General features: G+C 64.4%; 20 protein-coding genes. 9 read left to right on the forward strand and 11 right to left on the reverse strand.

The features are described 5' to 3' along the window. Positions 1 to 204 precede the first annotated feature (204 nt). Entirely contained in the window at positions 205 to 2058 is a 1854-nt protein-coding gene (locus tag FOY53_RS09275) for an ABC-F family ATP-binding cassette domain-containing protein (RefSeq protein ID WP_146588029.1), read from the reverse strand. 288 nt (positions 2059 to 2346) lie between these two features. Here FOY53_RS09275 and ndk point away from each other — a divergent pair, with 288 nt between their 5' ends. Continuing rightward, entirely contained in the window at positions 2347 to 2769 is a 423-nt protein-coding gene (gene ndk / locus FOY53_RS09280) for a nucleoside-diphosphate kinase (RefSeq protein ID WP_146588031.1), read from the forward strand. An 80-nt stretch (positions 2770 to 2849) separates the two neighbouring features. Here the strand turns inward: ndk and FOY53_RS09285 are convergent, their stop codons facing one another. The 4 genes from FOY53_RS09285 to FOY53_RS09300 all read right to left on the reverse strand — a co-directional run bounded on the left by FOY53_RS09285 (position 2850) and on the right by FOY53_RS09300 (position 5080). Next, positions 2850 to 3227, reverse strand: coding sequence for a DUF4112 domain-containing protein (locus FOY53_RS09285; RefSeq protein ID WP_146588033.1), 378 nt, complete (start codon positions 3225 to 3227; stop codon positions 2850 to 2852). Next, positions 3224 to 3397 (reverse strand): YqaE/Pmp3 family membrane protein, encoded by a 174-nt coding sequence (locus tag FOY53_RS09290; RefSeq protein WP_146588035.1) that lies wholly within the window; start codon positions 3395 to 3397, stop codon positions 3224 to 3226. Before FOY53_RS09290 ends, FOY53_RS09285 begins: the two co-directional genes overlap by 4 nt. A gap of 66 nt (positions 3398 to 3463) precedes the next feature. Then, positions 3464 to 3811, reverse strand: a complete 348-nt coding sequence (locus tag FOY53_RS09295; RefSeq protein WP_146588037.1) for a TfoX/Sxy family protein — start codon at positions 3809 to 3811, stop codon at positions 3464 to 3466. Between the two features lie 81 nt (positions 3812 to 3892). Beyond that, complete coding sequence (locus tag FOY53_RS09300; protein WP_146588039.1) at positions 3893 to 5080, reverse strand: pyridoxal phosphate-dependent aminotransferase; 1188 nt, start codon at positions 5078 to 5080, stop codon at positions 3893 to 3895. A gap of 184 nt (positions 5081 to 5264) precedes the next feature. Here FOY53_RS09300 and FOY53_RS09305 point away from each other — a divergent pair, with 184 nt between their 5' ends. The 4 genes from FOY53_RS09305 (at position 5265) to FOY53_RS09320 (ending at position 9846) form a co-directional block, all read left to right on the forward strand. Further along, positions 5265 to 5645: a VOC family protein gene (locus FOY53_RS09305; protein ID WP_146588041.1), complete on the forward strand. Its 381-nt coding sequence runs from the start codon at positions 5265 to 5267 to the stop codon at positions 5643 to 5645. Positions 5646 to 5840: 195 nt separating this feature from the next. Continuing rightward, a complete protein-coding gene (gene cysS, locus FOY53_RS09310) occupies positions 5841 to 7211 on the forward strand; it encodes a cysteine--tRNA ligase (RefSeq protein ID WP_146588043.1) in 1371 nt (456 codons plus the stop codon). Positions 7212 to 7326: 115 nt separating this feature from the next. After that, entirely contained in the window at positions 7327 to 8970 is a 1644-nt protein-coding gene (gene cimA, locus FOY53_RS09315; RefSeq protein ID WP_146588045.1) for a citramalate synthase, read from the forward strand. Positions 8971 to 9078: 108 nt separating this feature from the next. After that, the gene (locus FOY53_RS09320; RefSeq protein ID WP_146588047.1) at positions 9079 to 9846 is read left to right on the forward strand and encodes a squalene/phytoene synthase family protein; all 768 of its coding nucleotides are present in this window, start codon (positions 9079 to 9081) and stop codon (positions 9844 to 9846) included. Positions 9847 to 9891: 45 nt separating this feature from the next. Here FOY53_RS09320 and FOY53_RS09325 read toward each other — a convergent pair whose 3' ends face one another. After that, positions 9892 to 11103: an MFS transporter gene (locus tag FOY53_RS09325; protein WP_146588048.1), complete on the reverse strand. Its 1212-nt coding sequence runs from the start codon at positions 11101 to 11103 to the stop codon at positions 9892 to 9894. 154 nt (positions 11104 to 11257) lie between these two features. On the opposite strand from FOY53_RS09325, the gene FOY53_RS09330 reads away from it, so the two are divergent. Genes FOY53_RS09330 through FOY53_RS09340 form a run of 3 tightly spaced genes read left to right on the forward strand, consistent with a single transcriptional unit; the run spans position 11258 to position 13313 of the window. Further along, positions 11258 to 12037: a precorrin-6A/cobalt-precorrin-6A reductase gene (locus tag FOY53_RS09330; protein ID WP_146588050.1), complete on the forward strand. Its 780-nt coding sequence runs from the start codon at positions 11258 to 11260 to the stop codon at positions 12035 to 12037. Beyond that, positions 12004 to 12651, forward strand: coding sequence for a DNA-3-methyladenine glycosylase family protein (locus tag FOY53_RS09335; protein WP_146588052.1), 648 nt, complete (start codon positions 12004 to 12006; stop codon positions 12649 to 12651). Before FOY53_RS09330 ends, FOY53_RS09335 begins: the two co-directional genes overlap by 34 nt. Beyond that, positions 12648 to 13313, forward strand: coding sequence for an alpha/beta hydrolase (locus FOY53_RS09340; RefSeq protein WP_146588054.1), 666 nt, complete (start codon positions 12648 to 12650; stop codon positions 13311 to 13313). The genes FOY53_RS09335 and FOY53_RS09340 overlap by 4 nt, the downstream gene beginning before the upstream one ends. 56 nt (positions 13314 to 13369) lie before the next feature. Here the strand turns inward: FOY53_RS09340 and FOY53_RS09345 are convergent, their stop codons facing one another. Further along, on the reverse strand, positions 13370 to 15322 hold the full coding sequence (locus tag FOY53_RS09345; RefSeq protein WP_222435235.1) for a calcium-binding protein: 1953 nt from the start codon (positions 15320 to 15322) through the stop codon (positions 13370 to 13372). Positions 15323 to 16027: 705 nt separating this feature from the next. Between FOY53_RS09345 and FOY53_RS09350 the strand changes: the two genes are divergently transcribed. Then, a complete protein-coding gene (locus FOY53_RS09350; protein WP_146588058.1) occupies positions 16028 to 16612 on the forward strand; it encodes an HNH endonuclease in 585 nt (194 codons plus the stop codon). A 262-nt stretch (positions 16613 to 16874) separates the two neighbouring features. On the opposite strand, the gene FOY53_RS09355 is transcribed toward FOY53_RS09350, so the two are convergent. The 4 genes from FOY53_RS09355 to FOY53_RS09370 form a co-directional block, all read right to left on the reverse strand. Then, the gene (locus FOY53_RS09355; protein WP_146588060.1) at positions 16875 to 17384 is read right to left on the reverse strand and encodes a bactofilin family protein; all 510 of its coding nucleotides are present in this window, start codon (positions 17382 to 17384) and stop codon (positions 16875 to 16877) included. After that, positions 17374 to 18681 (reverse strand): M23 family metallopeptidase, encoded by a 1308-nt coding sequence (locus FOY53_RS09360; RefSeq protein ID WP_146588062.1) that lies wholly within the window; start codon positions 18679 to 18681, stop codon positions 17374 to 17376. Before FOY53_RS09360 ends, FOY53_RS09355 begins: the two co-directional genes overlap by 11 nt. A gap of 266 nt (positions 18682 to 18947) precedes the next feature. Next, positions 18948 to 19781 (reverse strand): ferritin-like domain-containing protein, encoded by an 834-nt coding sequence (locus FOY53_RS09365; protein WP_146588064.1) that lies wholly within the window; start codon positions 19779 to 19781, stop codon positions 18948 to 18950. After that, positions 19778 to 20239 carry a peroxiredoxin gene (locus FOY53_RS09370; RefSeq protein ID WP_146588066.1) on the reverse strand — a complete coding sequence of 154 codons (462 nt, stop codon included), beginning with the start codon at positions 20237 to 20239 and terminating at the stop codon, positions 19778 to 19780. Before FOY53_RS09370 ends, FOY53_RS09365 begins: the two co-directional genes overlap by 4 nt. Positions 20240 to 20360 lie beyond the last annotated feature (121 nt).

Consider the following 20360-nt stretch of genomic DNA (forward strand, 5'->3'; position numbering starts at 1 on the left):
CTTAGGGTGCATGGCGCGCTCTGACAAGGTGGCGCGACAACGGTCCGGACTGCAATGGTCCTAGTGCGGGACCAGCCCCTCACATTCGCCGGGCTATTTGACGCCCGGAGAAGGTGGGGGCAGGTCCTGATCCGCAAAACAGTGCGGCGTTTACAGGCGGGCCCGCAAGCGGCTGGCCGCCTTGGACCGGACCGGTCCGTGGGGTCAGACCGTTTCGGCCTGATCGAGCTTTTCCAGCGCCGCCATCCAGAGCGATTCCGCACGGCCCAGCGCTTCCATCACTTCGGCGTACTTCTTGTTCCAGGTCGCCAGCTCGCCCGCGCGGCCATCCTCATAAAGCGCAGGGTCGGCCAGTTTCTTTGCCAGCTTGTCGCGCATTTCGTTGAGTTTGTTCACCCGGTCTTCGCCCTTGCGGGCTTCGGAGCGCATCGCGAGGACTGCGTCGCGCGTCGGGCGTCTGGGTTTTTCCGCTGCCGGCTTGGCGGCCTTGGACGGCTTGTCCGAGGCGAGCAGAAGTTTGCGGTAGGCTTCGAGGTCGTCGTCATAGGGGGCGACGGTGCCGTCCTTGACCAGCCACAGCCGGTCGGCAACCATGCCCAGAAGGTGCATGTCGTGGCTGACCAGGATCACTGCGCCGGAATAGGCCGTGAGTGCCTCGACCAGCGCCTCGCGGCTTTCGATGTCGAGGTGGTTGGTCGGCTCGTCGAGGATCAGCAGGTGCGGCGCGTCGATTGTGGCCAGCAACAGCGACAGGCGTGCTTTCTGACCCCCGGACAGCCGGCCGACTTCGGTATCGGCCTGATCGGCGCCAAGGCCAAAGCCGGCAAGCTGGGCGCGCAGCTTGGACTGCATCGTGTCGGGGCGCAGCCGCTGCAAGTGCGACAGCGGCGATTCGTCGATGTGCAGCTCGTCCACCTGATGCTGGGCAAAATAGCCGATCCGCAGCTTGTTTGAGCGGGTCATCTTGCCGTCCATCAGCGGCAGGCGGTCCGAGAGCAGTTTCGACAGGGTCGATTTGCCCTGGCCGTTCTTGCCCAGAAGCGCGATGCGGTCGTCCTGGTCGATGCGCAGGTCGAGACGGCCCAGCACCTTGGTCTGGCCATAACCGGTAGAGCCGCCCTCGATATGGATGATCGGTGGTGACAGCTCGTCCGGCTGCGGGAAGGTGAAGACCCGCTTTGCGGCCTCTTCCGGCGGCGTGATCGTGTCCATCTTTTCGATCATCTTGACCCGGGCCTGGGCCTGTTTCGCCTTCGAGGCCTTGGCCTTGAACCGGTCGACGAACTTTTGCAGGTGGTCCTTGCGGGCCTGCTGTTTCTTGGCCATCGAGGTCAGCACGGCACGCTGTTCGGCACGTTGGCGCGCAAACTGGTCGTAGGGACCGCTCCAGTAGGTGAGCTTCTTTTCCTCAAGGTGCAGGATGCCGCCCACCGCCCGGTTCAGCAGTCCGCGGTCGTGGCTGATGATGATCACCGTATGCGGATATTTCGCCAGGTAATTTTCCAGCCACAGGGCGCCTTCGAGGTCGAGGTAGTTGGTCGGTTCGTCCAGCAGCAGCAGGTCGGGCTGGGCAAACAGCACTCCCGCCAGCGCCACCCGCATCCGCCAGCCGCCGGAAAAGGCCGAACAGGGCTGAAGCTGTTCTTCGTCGTCAAACCCCAGTCCCTTGAGGATCGAGGCGGCGCGCGCCTCGGCGGACCAGGCGTCGATATCCGCGAGCCGGGTCTGGATATCGGCAATGCGGTGCGCATCGGTCGCGGAGTGGGATTCGGCCATGAGGCTGGCGCGTTCGGTGTCCGCCGCCAGCACCGTGTCGAGCAGCGAGGTCTCCGAAGCGGGCACCTCCTGGGCGACGCCACCGATCTTGGCGCGGCTGGGAAGCGAGATGGTGCCGGTGTCGAGCGTGAGTTCGCCGCGGATCAGCTTGAAAAGCGTGGTCTTGCCCGCGCCGTTGGCTCCGACGAGGCCCACCTTGTGGCCTTCGGGGATCGTCGCAGAGGCTTCGACCATGAGCGGGCGGCCTTCGACGGAATAGGATATGTCCTGAATCTTGAGCATGGGCGCGCCATAGCAGAGGTCCGGGGCGGGCGCCAGAGAGCTTCGGCATCGGGGCGCCGACACGGCGGTGGCGCGCCGGAATGCCGCAAATGAGAGCAACTGCGGCCGACTGCGGGCCGGTTCGGGCGCGGATCGGCGGTGGGTGCGTGACCCGGCGTGGCCGCGGTGGTTCGGTGTCAGGGCCGGAGGCTTCTGCCCTTCCCAATGCAATTTTCGCATGGTATCCGACCGGCCATCTGGATTTCGGTCGGGCAGACAGCCCGACCTTTGATTATGGAGTGACTGAAAATGGCCATCGAACGCACCCTGAGCATCATCAAACCTGATGCCACCAAGCGCAACCTGACCGGCAAGATCAACGCAAAGTTTGAAGAAGCGGGTCTGCGCATCATCGCGCAGAAGCGCATCCATCTGACCAAGGCACAGGCCGGAACCTTCTATGCCGTGCACAAGGAGCGCCCGTTTTACGACGAGCTGTGCGAGTTCATGGCCTCCGAGCCGGTCGTCGCGCAGGTTCTGGAAGGCGAAGCAGCAATCTCTAAGAACCGTGAAGTCATGGGCGCAACCAACCCGGCAGATGCCGCGGCGGGTACGATCCGTGCCGAATTTGCCGAATCGGTTGGCGAGAACTCGGTGCACGGTTCTGATGCCCCCGAGACCGCCGCAGAAGAAATTTCTTATTTCTTCTCGGGTCTTGAGCTGGTCGGCTAAGGTACTGCATCACGCGTGATGTGACGAAAAGGGCACCCCGGGGTGCCCTTTTTTGATGTGGGGGCCGATCTCGGGAACCGTTACGCGGCGCGGATCGCGGTTTCGCCGGTATGGCGCGTCTCGACGTGCGCGCGCAGCAGAGCCGCGTTGCGCAGGTTCGACTTGAAGCCGACGTCGAATAGGTCGCCCACCAGGGGCACGAGGCCGATCAGCCAGTCCGCGCCCGAGTTCAGTGCCATCCGCGCCATTCCCGCGCGCGGCAGACCCAACCGGTGCGCGGTGTGCAGATGATATGCAAGCGGCAGCAGCGTGACGGTGTCGCCCACCCCGGGGATCAGGCCAAGCAGGCTGTCCCAGCCCACCCGGATGCCGGTAAACGGGATCCGGAACGCGGTGTCCATGCGCCGGGCGAGGGACTCGGCGCGGGCCAGGGCGCGAAAGTCGGATTCGGCGCTCATGCGCGGGCCGGGCCGGTGCGGGCGATGATCCAGACGGCATGCACGATGCCGGGAATATAGCCGAGCAGGGTGAGAAGGATGTTGAGCCAGAAGTGTTTGCCCAGTCCGACCTGGAGAAAAACCCCAAGCGGCGGCAGCAGAATGGCAAAGATGATGCGGATCAGATCCATGGAATGTGCCTCTTTCGAATGGTGTCGCTTGCCGGGACAACGACATCCCGCGGCAAAGGTTCCGGATCATTTGTTTCCGCGCGGGCGCAGTCCGATGTCGCGCAGGAACCTTTCCAGGTCTTCGGACGGGGCCTCTGGATCAGCCGCGCGCTCTGCCTTCAGACTGTCGAACTTCCTGCGCAACGCGTCTTTTTCAGCGCCTTTGCAATCGTTCCAGGGACGCCCTTGCAGCGCCATGTGCAACACGTAATAGCTGATGAAATGGGGCCGCGTGCCGGTGGCCAGCAGGCGGCGGTACGCCTCGTGTGCGCCGAGGTCCCGCAGCATTTCCGCGCTGTCGATGCCTGCCCGGGTACAGGCAGATTCGACCGCGGGGCCGAGGTTGCGCAGGCTGGAGACCGGGGTTTTGTGCATCTGACATCCGTTCGGACTACGTTTTGTTGGTGCAGCGCACGTCCCGGTGGCCCGACCGGTGCCCGGTGCGCGGAATTTCCCTCAGGCAGCGGCGGCCAGCCTCTGCGCAAAGGCGCACAGAGTCCGCAGCGCGGTGGCAAAACTTTCATCGTCAACCGTCATGGCAACGCGGATGTGCCCCGCCGTTGAGCTGCCAAAGCTTTCGCCGGGCATCACGGCAATGCGGTGGGTGTCAAGCAGGGCGTCGGCAAATCCTTCTCCGGTCAGGCCGGTGCCCCGAATGTCGAGCATCAGATACATGGCACCCTGACAGGGGATGTGGCTGACATGGCTTTGCGCCGCCAGAATCTCCATCGCCAGTGCGCGGCGACGGCGGAACGGGGCCATCACGCCCTCCTCCAGCGGCGCACCCTGAGCAAGGGCAAAGACCGCGGCGTCCTGGATATATCCGGGCACGCCGTAGGTGGTATTGGTGGCCAGATCGATCAGTGTCGCGATCACCGCTTCGGGCGCGACAATCCAGCCGATGCGGCTGCCGGTCATGGCGTGACTTTTCGACATCGAACCGATGACCAGGGTGCGCTCCTGCATGTCCGGCAGGGCGCGGGGCGACAGGTGTGTGCCCTCCCATATCTGCGTGTCATAGACCTCGTCCGAGATCACCCAGAGGTCGCGTTCCCGCGCGACGCGGGCGATGTCCTCGAGGGTCTGCCGGTCGTAGACCACGCCGGTCGGGTTGTTGGGCGAGTTGATCAGCAGCGAAGCGGCGCCATGCCTGGCAGCAGCGGCGTCGAGGACGCTGAAGTGCGGCAGGAAATTATCTGCGGCCCGGGTGGCGATCGCCTGTGGCACGGCCCCCGCCGCGCGGATGGTGCCGGGGTAGGTCGCATAGTAGGGGTCAATATACAACGCGGTCTCGCCCGGGTTGCAGCAGGCCACATGCGCAGCGAAAAGCGCCGCCTGACCCCCGGGTGTGATCAGCACATTGTCACGCCCCGTCGGGATGCCGGTGCCCTGTGTGACCCGCGCCGCCACGGCATCGCGCAGCGACGGGATGCCCGGAACCATGGCATACCCGGTGTGACCGCCAAGCGCGGCGGCGTGCATCGCCTCCAGGATGGCGGGGTCGGTGCCGATGTCGTGTTCGCCGATGGTCAGTTCGGTCACATCCTCCCCCGCCGCGGTCATGGCGCGGGCACGGTAGAACACCCCCCAGCCGTCGGACCCGTCACCGTTGATCGACGTGATGCGCGAGGAGAGCTGAGCCATCGGGGACCTTTCGGGTTTGCGGAAGCACCTGCGCCACGTTGTGCCAAGCGGACCCGGCCGGGGCAAGGGGGCGGTATCGGGTCTGCCGGGAGCCCTTGGGGTGATGCAAGGGATAAGGACTTGACCTCAAGTTGACTTGAGGAATTACCGTGGGTCGTCCGTGGTAGATATCAGGAGCAGAACGATGGCGACACGGTTGGAACATGTGAACATCTGCGTCAAGGATCCCGAGGCGACGGCCAGGGTGCTGGCGCGGTTGTTTGACTGGCGCATCCGCTGGCAGGGCGCAACGCCGGACAAGGGGACGTCGGTGCACGTGGGCAACGATGCGGGATATGTCGCGCTCTATTGCCCCGGGCATGAAATCCGCGGCGAGGCGCAGAAGTACCGCACCTGGGGTGGGCTCAACCACATCGCGGTTGTGGTGTCGAATCTGGCCGCGATGGAAGCCGCAGTCCGGGCCGAAGGGTTTGCCGTGCACAGCCACGCCGATTACGAACCGGGTCGGCGGTTCTATTTTGACGGCCCGGACGGGGTCGAATACGAGGTGGTCGCCTACAACTGAGCCGTTGCCGCCGGGCCTGGCATGTGGTGCGGCCGCTTGTTCGCCACGTTGACCCATGTTAGGGCAGGCAGCATGAAACATGGCGCGCCCATTCTTTGCTGCATTACCGGCTGAACCTTTCGGCGGGCCGGTCTTCTGTTTCCAAATCCAGGTTAAGTTGCTAAGCCCGCCGCGACCCCTCGCGAGGACGGACTTATGGAACTCTTTCTCACCAACACCGCCACACGCCGGAAAGAGCTGTTCACACCGCTGAAGGCTGCCGACGTGCGGATGTATGTCTGCGGACCCACGGTCTATGACCGCGCGCATCTGGGCAATGCCCGCCCGGTGATCGTGTTTGACGTGCTCTACCGGTTGCTGCGGCACATCTACGGCGCCGATCACGTGACTTATGTGCGCAATTTCACCGATGTGGATGACAAGATCAATGCCCGGGCCGCCGACTCCGGCCGGTCGATCGGCGCGATAACGGCAGAGACGACGCAGTGGTTTCTGGACGACATGGGCGCGGTCGGCGCGATGGAACCCGACCACATGCCCCGTGCCACCCAGTATATCCCGCAGATGGTGGCGATGATCAGCGACCTGATCGACAAGGGGCATGCCTACGCCAAGGACGGTCACGTGCTGTTCCGGGTCCGCTCGTACCAGGATTACGGCAAGCTGTCCGGACGGTCGGTCGATGACATGATCGCCGGCGCCCGGGTCGAAGTCGCCCCGTTCAAGGAAGACCCGATGGATTTTGTCCTCTGGAAACCTTCGGATGCCGCGCAGCCCGGCTGGGACAGCCCCTGGGGGCGCGGACGCCCGGGCTGGCACATCGAATGTTCGGCGATGGCGCATGAACTGCTGGGCGAATCCTTCGACATCCACGGCGGCGGCAACGATTTGATGTTTCCGCACCACGAGAACGAGATTGCGCAGTCCTGCTGTGCCCATCCGGGCGGCGGGTTTGCCCAGGTCTGGCTGCACAACGAGATGTTGCAGGTCGAGGGCAAGAAGATGTCCAAGTCGCTGGGCAACTTCTTTACCGTGCGCGATCTGCTGGATCAGGGTGTGCCGGGCGAGGTGATCCGCTTCGTGATGCTGAGCACCCATTACCGCAAGCCGATGGACTGGACCGAAAAGAAGCGCGACGAGGCCATGGCGACATTGCAGAAGTGGTACACACAGGTCGGCTCCGGCCCGGCGGCGGCCGCTGACCCCGACCCCGGCGTCGTCGGATGTCTTGCCGACGATCTCAACACTGCCGGAGCGATTGCGGGTCTGCACCAGCTGTCCCTGACAGGGCAGGCGGCGGCACTGCGGGCCTCGTTGCAGTTTCTCGGATTGATGGGCGAGACGGTGCCGGACTGGGCCCTCGCGCCGCAGGTCGATCTGTCGGACTGGGTTGCGCGCCTGTCCGCAGCCCGGCAGAGCGCGTTGCAGAGCAAGGATTTTTCCGAAGTCGACCGGCTGAAAGCGCTTCTGACCGGCGCCGGAGTCGAGGTGCGGATGAGCAAGGCGGGCGTCGACCTGGTGCCGGGGTCCGGATTCGACGCCGCCCGGCTGGAGACAGGGGCATGAGCGGCGGTGTAAAGGGCAGGGCTGACAGGGTTTGCCCCGCGCGGCCTGGCCGGAGTGGGGGTCAGCCCCCACACCACCGGGATATTTCAACCCCAGAGACGCGGGGGGGGTGGTGATGGATGTGGCGAACGTTCCGGCTGCGAAAGAGCGGCTGTACCTTTATGATACCACGCTGCGCGACGGGCAGCAGACGCAGGGCGTGCAGTTTTCGGTGGCCGAAAAGCTGCGGATCGCCCGGGCGCTGGACGTTCTGGGGGTGGATTACATCGAGGGTGGCTGGCCGGGGGCCAATCCGACGGATTCGGGGTTTTTCGACGAAGTGGGCCAGACCCGGGCGCGGATGACCGCCTTTGGCATGACAAAGCGGGCCGGGCGCTCGGCAGAGAACGACGATGTGCTGGCGGCGGTGCTGGATGCCGGGACACCGGCGGTCTGTCTGGTCGGCAAGACACATGAATTCCATGTCCTCACCGCCCTGGGCATCACCCTTGCCGAGAACGTGGACAACATCCGCGCCAGTGTCGCCCATTGCGTCGCCCGGGGACGCGAGACGCTGCTGGACGCCGAGCATTTCTTTGACGGCTACCGCTCCAACCCGGCCTATGCGATGGAGTGCCTGCAGGTGGCGCTGGAGGCCGGGGCGCGCTGGGTCGTGCTGTGCGACACCAACGGCGGCACCCTGCCGTCAGAGGTCGGGCGGATCGTGGCGCAGGTGATCGCCGCCGGGGTCCCCGGAGAGCGTCTGGGCATTCACACCCACAACGACACCGAGAATGCCGTAGGCTGCACGCTGGCGGCAATCGACGCGGGGGCGCGCCAGGTCCAGGGCACGCTGAACGGCCTGGGCGAGCGCTGCGGCAACGCCAATCTTGTGTCGCTGATCCCGACGCTGCTGCTCAAGTCGCCCTATGCCGAACGCTTTGAAATCGGCGTCACGGCAGAGGCGCTGGAAGGGTTGACGCGGCTCAGCCGGATGCTGGATGAAATCCTCAACCGGGTGCCACTGAAACAACTGCCATATGTCGGAGGCTCGGCATTTGCCCATAAGGCGGGGCTGCATGCCAGCGCGATCCTGAAGGATCCGGCAACCTACGAGCACGTCGACCCCGGCCTGGTCGGCAACCGCCGCTTAGTGCCGATGTCGAACCAGGCCGGGCAGTCGAACCTGCGCCGCAGGCTGGCCGAGGCCGGGCTCGAGGTCGCGCCGGGAGAGCCTGCGCTGGGACGCATTCTCGAGACCGTGAAGGCGCGCGAAGCCGACGGCTATTCCTATGACACGGCCGAAGCGTCGTTCGAACTGCTGGCGCGGGCCGAACTGGGTCGGCTGCCCGAGTTCTTTGAGGTCAAGCGTTACCGGGTCACGGTCGAGCGGCGCAAGAACAAGCGCAACCGGATGGTGTCCCTGTCCGAGGCCGTGGTGGTGGTCAAGGTCGACGGCGAAAAGAAGCTTTCGGTCAGTGAATCGATGGACGAGACCGGCGGCGATCGCGGGCCGGTCAACGCGCTGTCCAAGGCGCTGGCCAAGGATCTGGGACGGTATCAGGCGGTGATCGAGGATCTGCGGCTGGTCGATTTCAAGGTCCGCATCACCCAGGGGGGCACCGAGGCCGTGACCCGTGTGATCATCGATTCCGAAGACGGGCAGGGGCGACGCTGGTCCACCGTCGGTGTGTCGGCCAACATTGTCGATGCCTCGTTCGAGGCGTTGCTGGACGCGGTGCGCTGGAAACTGATCCGCGATTGCGGAGACGGGGCCTGATGGCCCGGGTGGCGCTTCCGGGGCTGCAATGTGCGTGGTCCCCGCTGTGACCCGACTGGCGGTGCTCCGGCCGGTTGCCCTGCCGGCGCGGTCACGCTAGGGGACGGCATGGAATTTGACGACGATGTCATCGCCTGCGCGAAAACGGTCGAACGCGCGGACCCGGAGCGGTTTGCCGCGGTCATGGCGGCGCCTCTGGCGGCCCGTGCCCGGTTGTTTCCGCTGTATGCCTTCAATGTCGAAGCGGCGCGCGCGCCCTGGGTCACGCAGGAGAGCATGATCGCAGAGATGCGCCTTCAGTGGTGGCGCGACGCCCTGGAAGAGATTGGCAGCGGCAGACCGGCGCGCCGCCACGAGGTGGTGTCCCCCCTGGCCGGAGTTCTGGATGCCGAAGGTGCGGCGCTGCTGGTGCAATCCCTGGAGGCGCGGCGCTGGGACATCTATCGTGATCCCTTCGAGGATCAGGCGCATCTTGAGCGTTATATCGAACAGACCGGCGGGCATCTGATGCTGGTGGCGGCCCGTCTGCTGGGCGCGCGGCAGCGGGCTGCGGCGCTGGATCTCGGCTATGCTGCCGGCCTTGCGGCGTTTCTGCGTGCGGTTCCCGAACTGGAATCGCGGGGACGCGTACCGCTGGTGGATGGCCGCCCCGAAGCGGTGGCGGCTCTGGCGCGGGGGGGGCTGGCGCGGCTGGCGCGGGCCCGCGCGCAGCGCGCAGATGTTCCGACGGCGGCGGCGCTGGCGGCCTGGCAGGCCGGGCCGTTGTTGCGGCTGGCCGTCGCGCAGCCCGGCCGTGTTGCGGCAGGGCAGTTGCATCTGCCACTGTTGCGGCAGCGGTTGCGGCTGATCTGGCAGGCGGCCAGCGGACGTTGGTAGACCGCCCCCACCGAGCGGTGATCGGGGGCGTGGCGACTGTGATCGCTATTCGGCGGGTTGTTCACGCGGGCGGAGCCAGAGCCACAGCAGCGCGCCCCCTGCCAGCGTCAGCGCCGGTGCGATGGCGAGGTTCACCGCGGTCCAGCCCTCTTGTGCCGTACCGCCCGAGCAGTTCATCAACCCCCCCGACGCCAGCGAAGCCAGGGTCACGCCGCCGAACACCAGCAGGTCGTTCAAGCCCTGAATCCGGCCGCGCTCGTGCGGGGCATGGGCGCTGGCCAGCATGGTTGTCGCGCCGATGAATCCGAAGTTCCAGCCCAGTCCAAGCAGCACGAGGGCGACGAAAAAGTTTTCGAGCTGCACGCCATTGAGCGCCACCACACCCGCGACCCCCAGAATCAGAAGTCCGGTGGCGAGGATGCGTTCGACCCCGAAACGGGCGATCAGGTGGCCGGTGAAAAAGGACGGGGCGAACATCGCCAGCACATGGCCGGTCACCACGTCCGCGGCATCCGATTTGTCGAAACCGCAACCGACGACCGCCAGTGGCGTCGACGTCATCACCAGATTCATCATCGCGTAGGACACCATGGCGCAGATCACCGCCACGGCGATCCGGGGGGTGGTGAGCAGTTGCCAGTGGCTGCGGCCGCGGGGTGCGTCCACCGCGGGCAGGGGCGGTTTCGGAATGTCCAGCCTCAGGAACAGCAGCGAGCCTGCGAGGTTGACGGCGATCACCGCGAGATAGGTGCCGAAAAACGGGATCACATAGGCGTCCGCCGTGAGCTTGACCAGCTGCGGGCCGATGATCGCCGAGACCAGGCCACCGGCCAGGACATAGGAGATCGCCTTGGGGCGGAAGTCCTCTGAGGCGGTGTCGGCGGCGGCGAAACGGTAAAAGCCCTGTGCCGACATGTAGATGCCGGTGAACAGGCTGCCGAGCAGGAAGACCGGGAAGGATGCAAGGTAGAGACCGAGCGCGCCGATCCCGCCTCCGACCGCGCCGCCCAGGGTGCCGAGCATGAAGCCGGCCCTGCGTCCGTATCGCTGCATGAACCATGAGATCGGGGTTGCGGTGAGCATCGACCCCAGCACGATCAGCGAGATCGGCAGCGTCGCGAAGCAGATGTTTGTGGCCAGCGACTGACCGGCGAGCCCGCCAATGGTGAAGATCATCGGCATCTGCGAGCCGAGGAGGGCCTGCGCCATGACCAGAACGGTCACATTGCGGCGGGTGCGGGGGTCTTGCGTGCTCATGGCGTATGGGTAGGCGGGAAGCCGGGGCGCCGCAAGCCGGATAAGGCGGTGACCGGCGCCGGACCCTGCGCGGTTTGCGGCGCCCGGCGCGGGGGCCAGCCCCCGCACCCCCGGAGTATTTGCAAAGAGAAGAAGATGCACCGATGAGATAGCTGTGGCCGCGGTCTGGCGGGGTGGCTATCAGGGACGGATGAAGGATCGGATACAGGGCAAAGTCTTGATTGTAGGCGGGTCCGCGCAGGCGCGGGCACTGGCGGCGCGCCTTCCGGCGGCGCTGATGCTGCTGCCGCAGGCCGGGGTTGTGGCGCAGGGTTGGTTACCGGGCCGCGCGGGCGTGGACCTGGATCCCGTGGGATTGCAGCGCGCAGGAATTGCGGCGGTGATCGAGGCGGCGCACCCCTGCGATGCGGCGATCGCCGAAACCGTGGCCCGTGCGGCGCGGGGCGCAGGGATCGCACATCTGCAGCTGGTGCGGCCATCGTGGCGCGCCACGGCGCGGGATCGCTGGGTGATGCTGCAACACGCGAGGCAGGTGGTCGCCGTCGTGCCGCCCGGGGCGCGGCTGTTCGCCACCATAGGGCGCGGCGCCTTGCCCGACCTGAAGGCGGTGCGGGGGGTGGTGCTGTCCCGGGTGACCGGAGACGGCACCGACCGCGGGGAGCAGGCGTTTCCGTTGCGGCGGGGCGGGTTTGTGCGGGGCGCGGGGCCGTTTTCCGTGGCCGGGGAAATGGCCCTGCTGCGCCGGTTGCGGATTGACTGGTTGGTGCTGCGCAACGCGGGCGGGCCGGGCGGCTGGCCAAAACTCGCGGCGGCGCGGCAGTTGGGATTGCGGGTGGCGATGCTGGCGCGGCCGCGTCGGCCCGGCGGACCCCGGGTGCAGACTGTGGAGGAGGCGCTGGCGTGGTTGACGCACCGACATCTGTTGGACGGGTGATTCATTCGCAGGCCTGTGTCGCCGAGGGCGCGGCCTGGCTTGCCGAAGCCGAGCCGCGCTTTGCGGCGGCGTTGGCGCAAACCGGACCGCTGCCGCTGCGGCTGCGTGCGGACGGATTCGCGCAACTGCTGTCGGCGATTGTCAGCCAGCAGGTCAGCGTCGCCAGTGCCCGCGCGCTGTGGCGCAGGCTGGAGGCCGCGGGCATGGTGACGGAGACGGCGGTTCTGTCGCTCAGCGAGGAAGAGTTGCGCGGCCTTGGCCTCAGTCGGCAGAAGGCGTGTTATGCCCATGCGCTGGCGGCGGCGCGGCTCGACTTTGCCGCTTTGCGGCAGGCGCCGACCGCAGAGGTGATCCGGGCGCTGACGGCGGTGAAGGGCATCGGTGTCTGGACGGCGGAAATCTATGCGATGTTCAGCCTGGGCCGGGCGGATGTCTTTGCGCCGGGGGATCTGGCGTTGCAGGAAGGGGCGCGCTTGCTGTTCGATCTGCCCGCGCGGCCCACGGACCGTGCCCTGCGGCAGATGGCCGAGGCCTGGAGCCCGTGGAGATCGGTTGCGGCCCGCACGCTCTGGGCCTACTACCATGTGGTCAAACAGCGAGAGGGGATCCGATGACGCGGGTGTTGCAGGCAGAACGGCGCGAGCCGGTTTCGGGAGAGACGCGGTCGTGCGTGGTTTTCCTGCATGGCTATGGGGCCAACGGCGCGGATCTGCTGGGTCTTGCCGATCCGCTGGGCGAGCATCTGCCGGATACGCTTTTCGTGGCGCCCGATGCGCCCGAAGCCTGTGCCGGGGCGCCCTTCGGGTTTCAGTGGTTTCCCATTCCCTGGATCGACAATTCCAGCGAAGAAGAGGCCGAGGCCGGTCTGGTCACCGCCGCCGCGGATCTGAATGCCTTTCTGGATGCGCTTATGGTGGACGAGGATCTGCTGCCCGAGCAGGTCGTGCTGTTCGGATTTTCCCAGGGCACGATGATGTCGCTGCACGTGGCGCCGCGCCGCGAAGATCCGGTGGCGGGAATCGTCGCCTTTTCCGGCCGGTTGCTGCAGCCGGAGTTGTTGGCGGATGAGGCGCAATGCCGCCCGCCGGTGCTGCTGGTGCATGGGGATGCCGACGAGGTGGTGCCGCCGCAAGCGCTGCCACAGGCGGCCGAAGCGCTGCAGGAAGCGGGATGGAAAGAGGTCTTTGCGCATGTGATGAAGGGCACCGGCCATGGCATCGCGCCGGACGGGCTTTCGGTGGCGCTGGCCTTCATGCGCGACAAGTGCGGGTTGTGACCGGGGGCCGGGTCTGATCCGGGATCAGGGCCGGGCGCCAGGGTACTCTCCCGGCGTCAGAGAATCGTGACCCAGTCGTCGAGCTGAGCATCATCTTCGCCAAGGTCGCCCTGCAAATGGATCATCCGGTGGTCGCTCAGCATCAGCGTGGTCATCAGATCCTCGCCCGTGCCGGACTGCCGGACGGTGATGTCCGAGAGCGATGCATCGTGACGCCCGTCAAGGGTGATCAAGTCCCGCCCGGGGGTGAAATCGGTGATGGTCGTCTCGAACGGTTTTGACGTCGCGAAATGGAACGTGTCCCGGCCATAGCCGCCGGACACCTCGTTGATGCCCGCGCCGGCGTTGAGCCAGTCGCTGTTCGGGCCGCCCGAAAGGGTGTCGTCGCCGCCGCCGCTCTTGAGCGTATCCGCGCCTCTGCCGCCTTTCAGAAGGTCCGCGCCGCTTTCGCCGGTGATCCAGTCATCACCCGCGCCGCCGGTGAGGTAGTCATCACCCTCGCGCCCCCTGAGCACATCCTCTCCGGCCCGCCCCACGATCGAATCCTCGTCGCGCCCGCCGTTCAGCGTGTCCGCGCCGCGTCCGCCGATCAGCGTGTCGTTGCCGGTATACCCCTTGAGAAGGTTCTGGCCGTGCTGAAGGGTCAGATAGTCGTGCGAATGCAGCCCTTCGGCAGAGTGTTCGACAGGATCATTATCATTGCTCTGGGCATCGACAGATGCGGCCGCCTCGGGCAGCGGGTCGGGCAGGTTGGCATAGGTGCGAAAGGCCTCTGTCGGGTCGATGCCGGTGAGACGCAGTTGCATGATCTCGCCCTCGTCCAGCCGCACGGTCAGGAAGCCGTCTTCATGCACCTCGGCAGGGTCCAGGTCGCGCAACTCGGCGGTCGACACATTGCTTCCGACCGCATCCGAACCGGCAACGCCAAGAACCTGTGCCGACAGGGATTCAAATCCGGTGATCAGGCCGGAAATGTCGATCTCGGTTTCCGCAGTGCTGTCAGTCGTCGACGCCAGGAAGAACACCAACTCGCCGTCGCCGTAAAACGCATGTACGTCCAGCGCGTTCAACGCGGCCTCGGTCTGGTCGGGGTGTGACGCCAGGTCGATCACGGTCTTTCCCGGGATCGTGTCGCTCATCAGGCGGAACATCACTCCGGAAGGGGTCAACGCAGTGTGGCTGTGGCCCATGCTGAAGGCGTTGTCCGAATTCTGCAGGAGCGGCCAAGCATAAGCGGCATCAACGCCACTTTCCAACATTTGCTCGACCATATTGAGCATCTCATGCGCCTGAAACAAACCATAGTCATCGTGCCGTTCAAAGGCGGATGTCGATGCCGACTGGTTCCATTCGGTCAGGTATATATCCAGATCCTCGAATTCTTGGCCCCATGTGCCGTTTATCACGTCCAGCATATATCCGCGCTGATCCGGAATGGCAGGTTCCTTGGAATAGACATGTGCCACAATTCCATCGACCTGTTCGATGGTGGATTCATCGAAATTGCTCATCACGATTTCATTCGCGATTTCTGTCCAGTTCGGCCGCCCGGATCCGCGAATGACGTCATCGCCGAGATCCAGATCATATTGCCCATTCAGATCGTCCAGCACATCCTGTGCGTCCCAGTTTTCATACTGTTGGTTGAGCGATGCGTAGCCAAAGTCGGTGCCCATCTGGACAACAACATCAATCGCGCCGGTGGCGGTGTCATATACCTCGGCGACCAGGCGCAGTTCGTCATCTATCACCCGCGACATCCCGGCAGACAGACGGCCATACTCCATCGAGTTCATGCGCCCCGATCCCCAGTATTCGTTGCCGATCTCGAAGGCCGCAATCGGTGCGTCGCCATAGACACCGGTAACCACGTCATGGACAAACTCGCGCAGGACAACTTCGTCGAACCCCGGCACGCGGTCGCCGTTGGCATCCACATCCTCGGACAGCATGGTGCGGGTCGGCACGACGATGGTCACTGTTGCGCCAACGTCCGCGGCCATGGACATGAAATCGGACAGGGGAATGAAATCCTGAGTGACGCCATTTTCATTGCCGGTAACAGTCGGGGAGTCCGGATTGGATATATCGAAATACTCTTCTGTCAGTGAGCCGCCGGGATATCGCAATGACGTGACACCCAGATCGGTGACCAATTCGGTATATGAACCCTCTCCTTCCGTATAACCGCGCGGCGCAAGTATATTGCCACCAAATAGGGCATCGGTCGCCCGTTCACCTGACTGGCTGAATAAACGAAGACGGGGCATTTTGTACTCTCTATTTCCACAATTGGCGTAGAGAGACATTGAGATTTTGCCGAATTATTCGATAGACCGGCAGGCGGGTAACGAATTGCGACGCCGAATAGACGCATATCCAGCCGGATAGATCTCTGACCTTAACGGGCGTCTGTGCATCCGATCACGCCAGGTATCGCAGTCGTGACACGATCCGTTCTGGCCGCGGAAGCCATTGTTCGGCAGTCTGAAAGCAGGGTCCGAAAACTGAGTCGGCGGGTGGTTGGATTGGATCGCGTCAGCGGATGTGCCTGTCATTCCGGCGTTACCGATCCTGCCGTATCCTGGGGCGGACACTCCATATGGCGGGACTTGCCAGAAGGCTTCCGCGATATATAGTGATCTGAGGCTAGGGCGGGGTGTCCTGCTCTGGTGTCGCGGAAACGGGCAGGCAGTGCAGGAGACGAGTCCCCCATGGATGGCGATTTCAGAACAGCTTTTGTACGGGAGCCGGGGGCTCTCAGGCAGAATCCGGCGCTCGTGCTGAACGCGGATTACCGGCCGTTGTCATACTATCCGCTCAGCCTCTGGCCCTGGCAGGAGGCGGTCAAGGCGGCGTTTCTCGACCGGGTCGACATCGTGGCCGAATATGACGAGGTGGTCAGAAGCCCCTCGATGACGCTGCGGATCCCCAGCGTCGTGGTCCTGAAAGATTATGTAAAACCTCAAAAGCGCGTGGCCTTCACGCGCTTTAATCTTTTTCTGCGGGACGAATTTCGCTGCCAGTATTGTGGCGGCAAGGGGGATCTGACCTTTGACCACGTGGTGCCCCGTGCCAGCGGCGGCATCACCAGCTGGGAAAACGTCGTTGCCGCCTGTGCGCCCTGCAATCTGCGCAAGGGTTCCAAGAGCCTGCGTCAGGCCGGGCTGAGCCTGCGCAAGCCGCCGCGACAGCCGCGCTCGGAAGAACTGCGCAACATGGGGCGTCGGTTTCCCCCCAACCACCTGCACGACAGCTGGATGGATTTTCTCTACTGGGATGCCGAGCTGGAGGCGTGAGCTGACAAGACAGGTGCGGAGCCATCAGAGCCGGCCGGGCAGCGGTGATCGGGTCGGCTACGACATTTCCCGATTCGACGAATGCGGGCCAATTGTGCCGTGCCAGAACGAAGCTCCGGTCGTGACCGAGGGCGCGGCCAACGACACGGGAATGTTCTGACGAATGCCGGACGGGCGGAGACACACAAGGCCCGCCTCGATGTCAGCGCGCACAAAAAAGCCGCCCGAAGGCGGCCTTTGGTCTTGCCGGGGCTGAGAAACCTCAGCCGTCCTGCTGGGCCTTCGCCGCGGGCTGCGGCTGGCCGGACGGTACCGGGCCACGACCCTTGCCCGACAGCGGATCGTCCTGACGCTGAACCGAGCCCTCGAAATGCGCGCCGGATTCAATCGCGATGGTCTTGTGGATGATGTCACCCTCGACCCGCGCTGTGGCTGTCAGACGCACCTTGAGGCCACGCACCCGACCAACGATGCGGCCATTGACCACAACATCATCCGCGGTCACTTCGCCTTTGATCGTCGCGGTTTCGCCCACGGTCAGCAAATGGGCACGAATGTCACCTTCGACTGTGCCCTCGACCTGGATGTCTCCGGTGGTCTTGAGATTGCCGGTGATGTGCAGGTCGCTGGACAAAACCGACGCCGGCGGCTTGGCCTTGGGCGCAGAAGCCTTGAACTCGTTGGGCGAGGGGCGGGGCATCTCGGGGGCTGCCGGTTTGGCGTTCTCATCGGCCTTGTGGCCGGGCTCGTTGATTTTGCTTTTAGAAAACATCGTTTGCAGCCTTGATATAGATCATGGGATTGACGGCTTCACCGCCGACGCGCACCTCATAGTGCAAATGCGTGCCGGTGGAGCGTCCTGTGTTTCCCATATCACCGATACGATCCCCGCGCGAGACCCTTTGGCCGACCTTCACGCGGATTTTCGACTGGTGGGCGTACCGCGTCTCGATTCCGAATTCGTGCTGGATTTTGACAAGTCGCCCGTAACCCGACTGCCAGCCCGCGTGTGTCACGACACCATCGGCGGTGGCATAGATCGCCGTGCCATGCGGGGCGGCGAAATCGGTGCCTGCGTGCAGGCGGCCCCAGCGATACCCATACCCCGAGGTGAAGCGGAATGCATCCTTCAGCGGCGAAGCAAAGGGGGCTTTCTGTGCAGCGATGCGGTACAGGTTCAAGCGGTCCATCTCACCCAGAATACGATTGGCCCGCTGGGTGTCGCCGCGCGGGTCTTGACCCCGGGTGGACAGCGACAACGGCATCAGCGGGCCGCCCTGGCCGGAATACCCGCTGCGCACCTTGTCGATGATGCGGTCGGGGTCCATGCCGGCGGCGGTGAACATCTTGTCCAGCGGCTTGACCGACACGGTCATGGCATCTTCCAGTTGACGGAAGATGGTGTCGTTCTGAATTTCCATCTGGCGGATTTCGGCGGCCATCTCGTCGGCGCGGATCAGGGCGTCCTGTGCGTCGGCCACAACCTGATCGCGCTCCGCCGCGGTGCGGGCCAGTGCGTCGGACAGGAAATCCATCGTGCTGTCGGCCTGGGCCAGTCCGGCGCTTGCCAGATCATTGGCGCCGCCGGCCTGAAGCGCGGCCATCTTTTCAGTCAGTTCCGCACGTTTCTTCATCGTCTCGCGCAGGGTCGCCTGCACCACTTCGATGCCGGTTTCCATTTCGCTCCGGCGGGTTTCGGAATCGAGCAGTTGCGACTGCATGATCGAAACCTGAGCCAGCGCGGTGTTGAAACGTTCCTGAGCCGCCAGCGCCTCGGACGAGCGTTCGTCGCGTTCGCGGCTGAGCGCGTTGAGGCGTTGCTGATAGGTCTGCTGATCCCGCTTGGCCTGTTCGCGGAAGTTCCCGGCGCCGATGCTGTCCATCAGCAGGATCGCCGTGGCGATGATCGTCCAGGAGACGACCAGCGAGCCACCCACAAAGGCGATGGCCTGCGTTTCGGATTTCAAACGGATGAATCTGGTGTCGGTATCTGACCGCAGAAAAAGCCGCCGTTCTGGAAAGTACCGCTGCAATAGCGCATGTGTCTTGATCGCGAGACGCGTTCTCATCCAGTCCAGTTCCTTATTCCGTCCCAACTCCAGCGCTCGGTTCCCCGTCCGGCGCCTTGCGGTCGGGCTTACCGGTCCATTCACTTTTTCGCAACATTTTTGGCCGGATGATTCGGCCTGACAGGCACAAAAGCGCCAAAGCGGCAAAAATCCGCCTATTCCAATGGCTTCCGCAAAACATGCAGGCTGGGCAGAGTTCAGCACGTGTAGCGAGAGTGCGGCACGAACTTCGGAGTGATTAAATATGCGGCACAATCACGCGGCGTTCAGTCAGCAACGTCCTCTGTCAGCGGCCAGTAGAAATCCGGCGGCAGACCGGCGTCGGCGCGCTTTTCCTCGTTGAAGGGCGGCTTGAGCAGGCCGTGGAAATGCTTGCGCACCAGGGCGTGAAAAACTGGCTTGGGGTCGGTGTTGTCGCGGCCGCACAGAAAATGAAACCATTTGGAGCCATAGGCGACATGCGCGACCTCTTCGCCGTAAATGGTCTCGAGCGCGGCAACAGCCCGGGTCGCGCCCACCTTGCGGAACAGCGCGATCATGCCGGGTGTCACATCCAGCCCCCGGGCCTCGAGCACCATCGGCACCACGGCCAGTCGGGCCAGCAGGTCCTCGGCGGTGTCTTCGGCGGCGCGCCACATCCCGGCATGGGCGGGCAAGGCACCGTAAAAGCTGCCTTCCTCTTCAAGGCAGTCACACATCAGTTGGAAATGCTTGGATTCGTCGTCCGCCGCCTTGACCCAGTCGTCATAGAAACCGGCCGGCATCGGGACGTGGGAAAACCGGGCGATGAGGTCCCAGTGCAGATCGACGGCGTTCAGTTCGATATGCGCCACGGCGTGCAAAAGCGCGATGCGCCCCTGTGGACTGCCGGGTTTGCGTTTGGGCATCGCGCGCGGATCAAGCAGTTCCGGCGCATCCGGACGCGCCGGGCGCAGAGGCGGCGCGCCGTGGCCCACGGCGGGCAGGGTTCCGTCGGCACGGGCGGCAAACCACTCCGCCGCATGGGCGCGCGACTTTGCGGTCTTGGCGCGCCCGTCGGCGGTGGTCAGAACATCCAGAGCCCGTTCGCACAGTGTCGGTTCCGCTGGAAACCGGCTCACAATGCCTGCACCGCCGCCAGCACCTCTTCGGCATGGCCCGGCACCTTGACCTTGCGCCAGGCACGGGCAATGTCACCGCGTGCGTCGATCAGAAAGGTAGAGCGTTCGATGCCCATGAAAGTTTTTCCATACATCGACTTTTCCTTCCAGACTCCAAATCTTTCACTGATGTCAGCGCCTTCGTCCGACAACAGCGGCACCGTCAGGTTCTTTTTCGCCATGAATTTATCGTGACTCGCGATGCTGTCCTTGGAAATGCCGTAGACCCTGACGCCAAGCGCGTTAAATTCCGGCAGAAGGGCCGAAAACGCCTCGTTCTCCTTTGTGCAGCCCGAGGTGTCGTCACGCGGATAAAAGAACAGGACCACAGGCGAGGGGCGCAGGGCGGACAGGGTCACCGGGTCTCCACCCGTTACAGGCAAGGTGAAGTCTGGGGCGGTCTTGACGGTGTCGGTCATGTCTGGGCTTTCCTGCGGGTGTTTCGAGGGTGCGCCGGTTCATCTGAGACTGTGAGGCCGGCGACGACGGCTGTGGATGAGGGCGAGTATAACGCGATGCGACCGGGCTGCCAGTGACTGC

The sequence above is a fragment of the Puniceibacterium confluentis genome, assembly GCF_007923445.1.
GTDB classification, from domain to species: Bacteria; Pseudomonadota; Alphaproteobacteria; order Rhodobacterales; family Rhodobacteraceae; genus Puniceibacterium; species Puniceibacterium confluentis.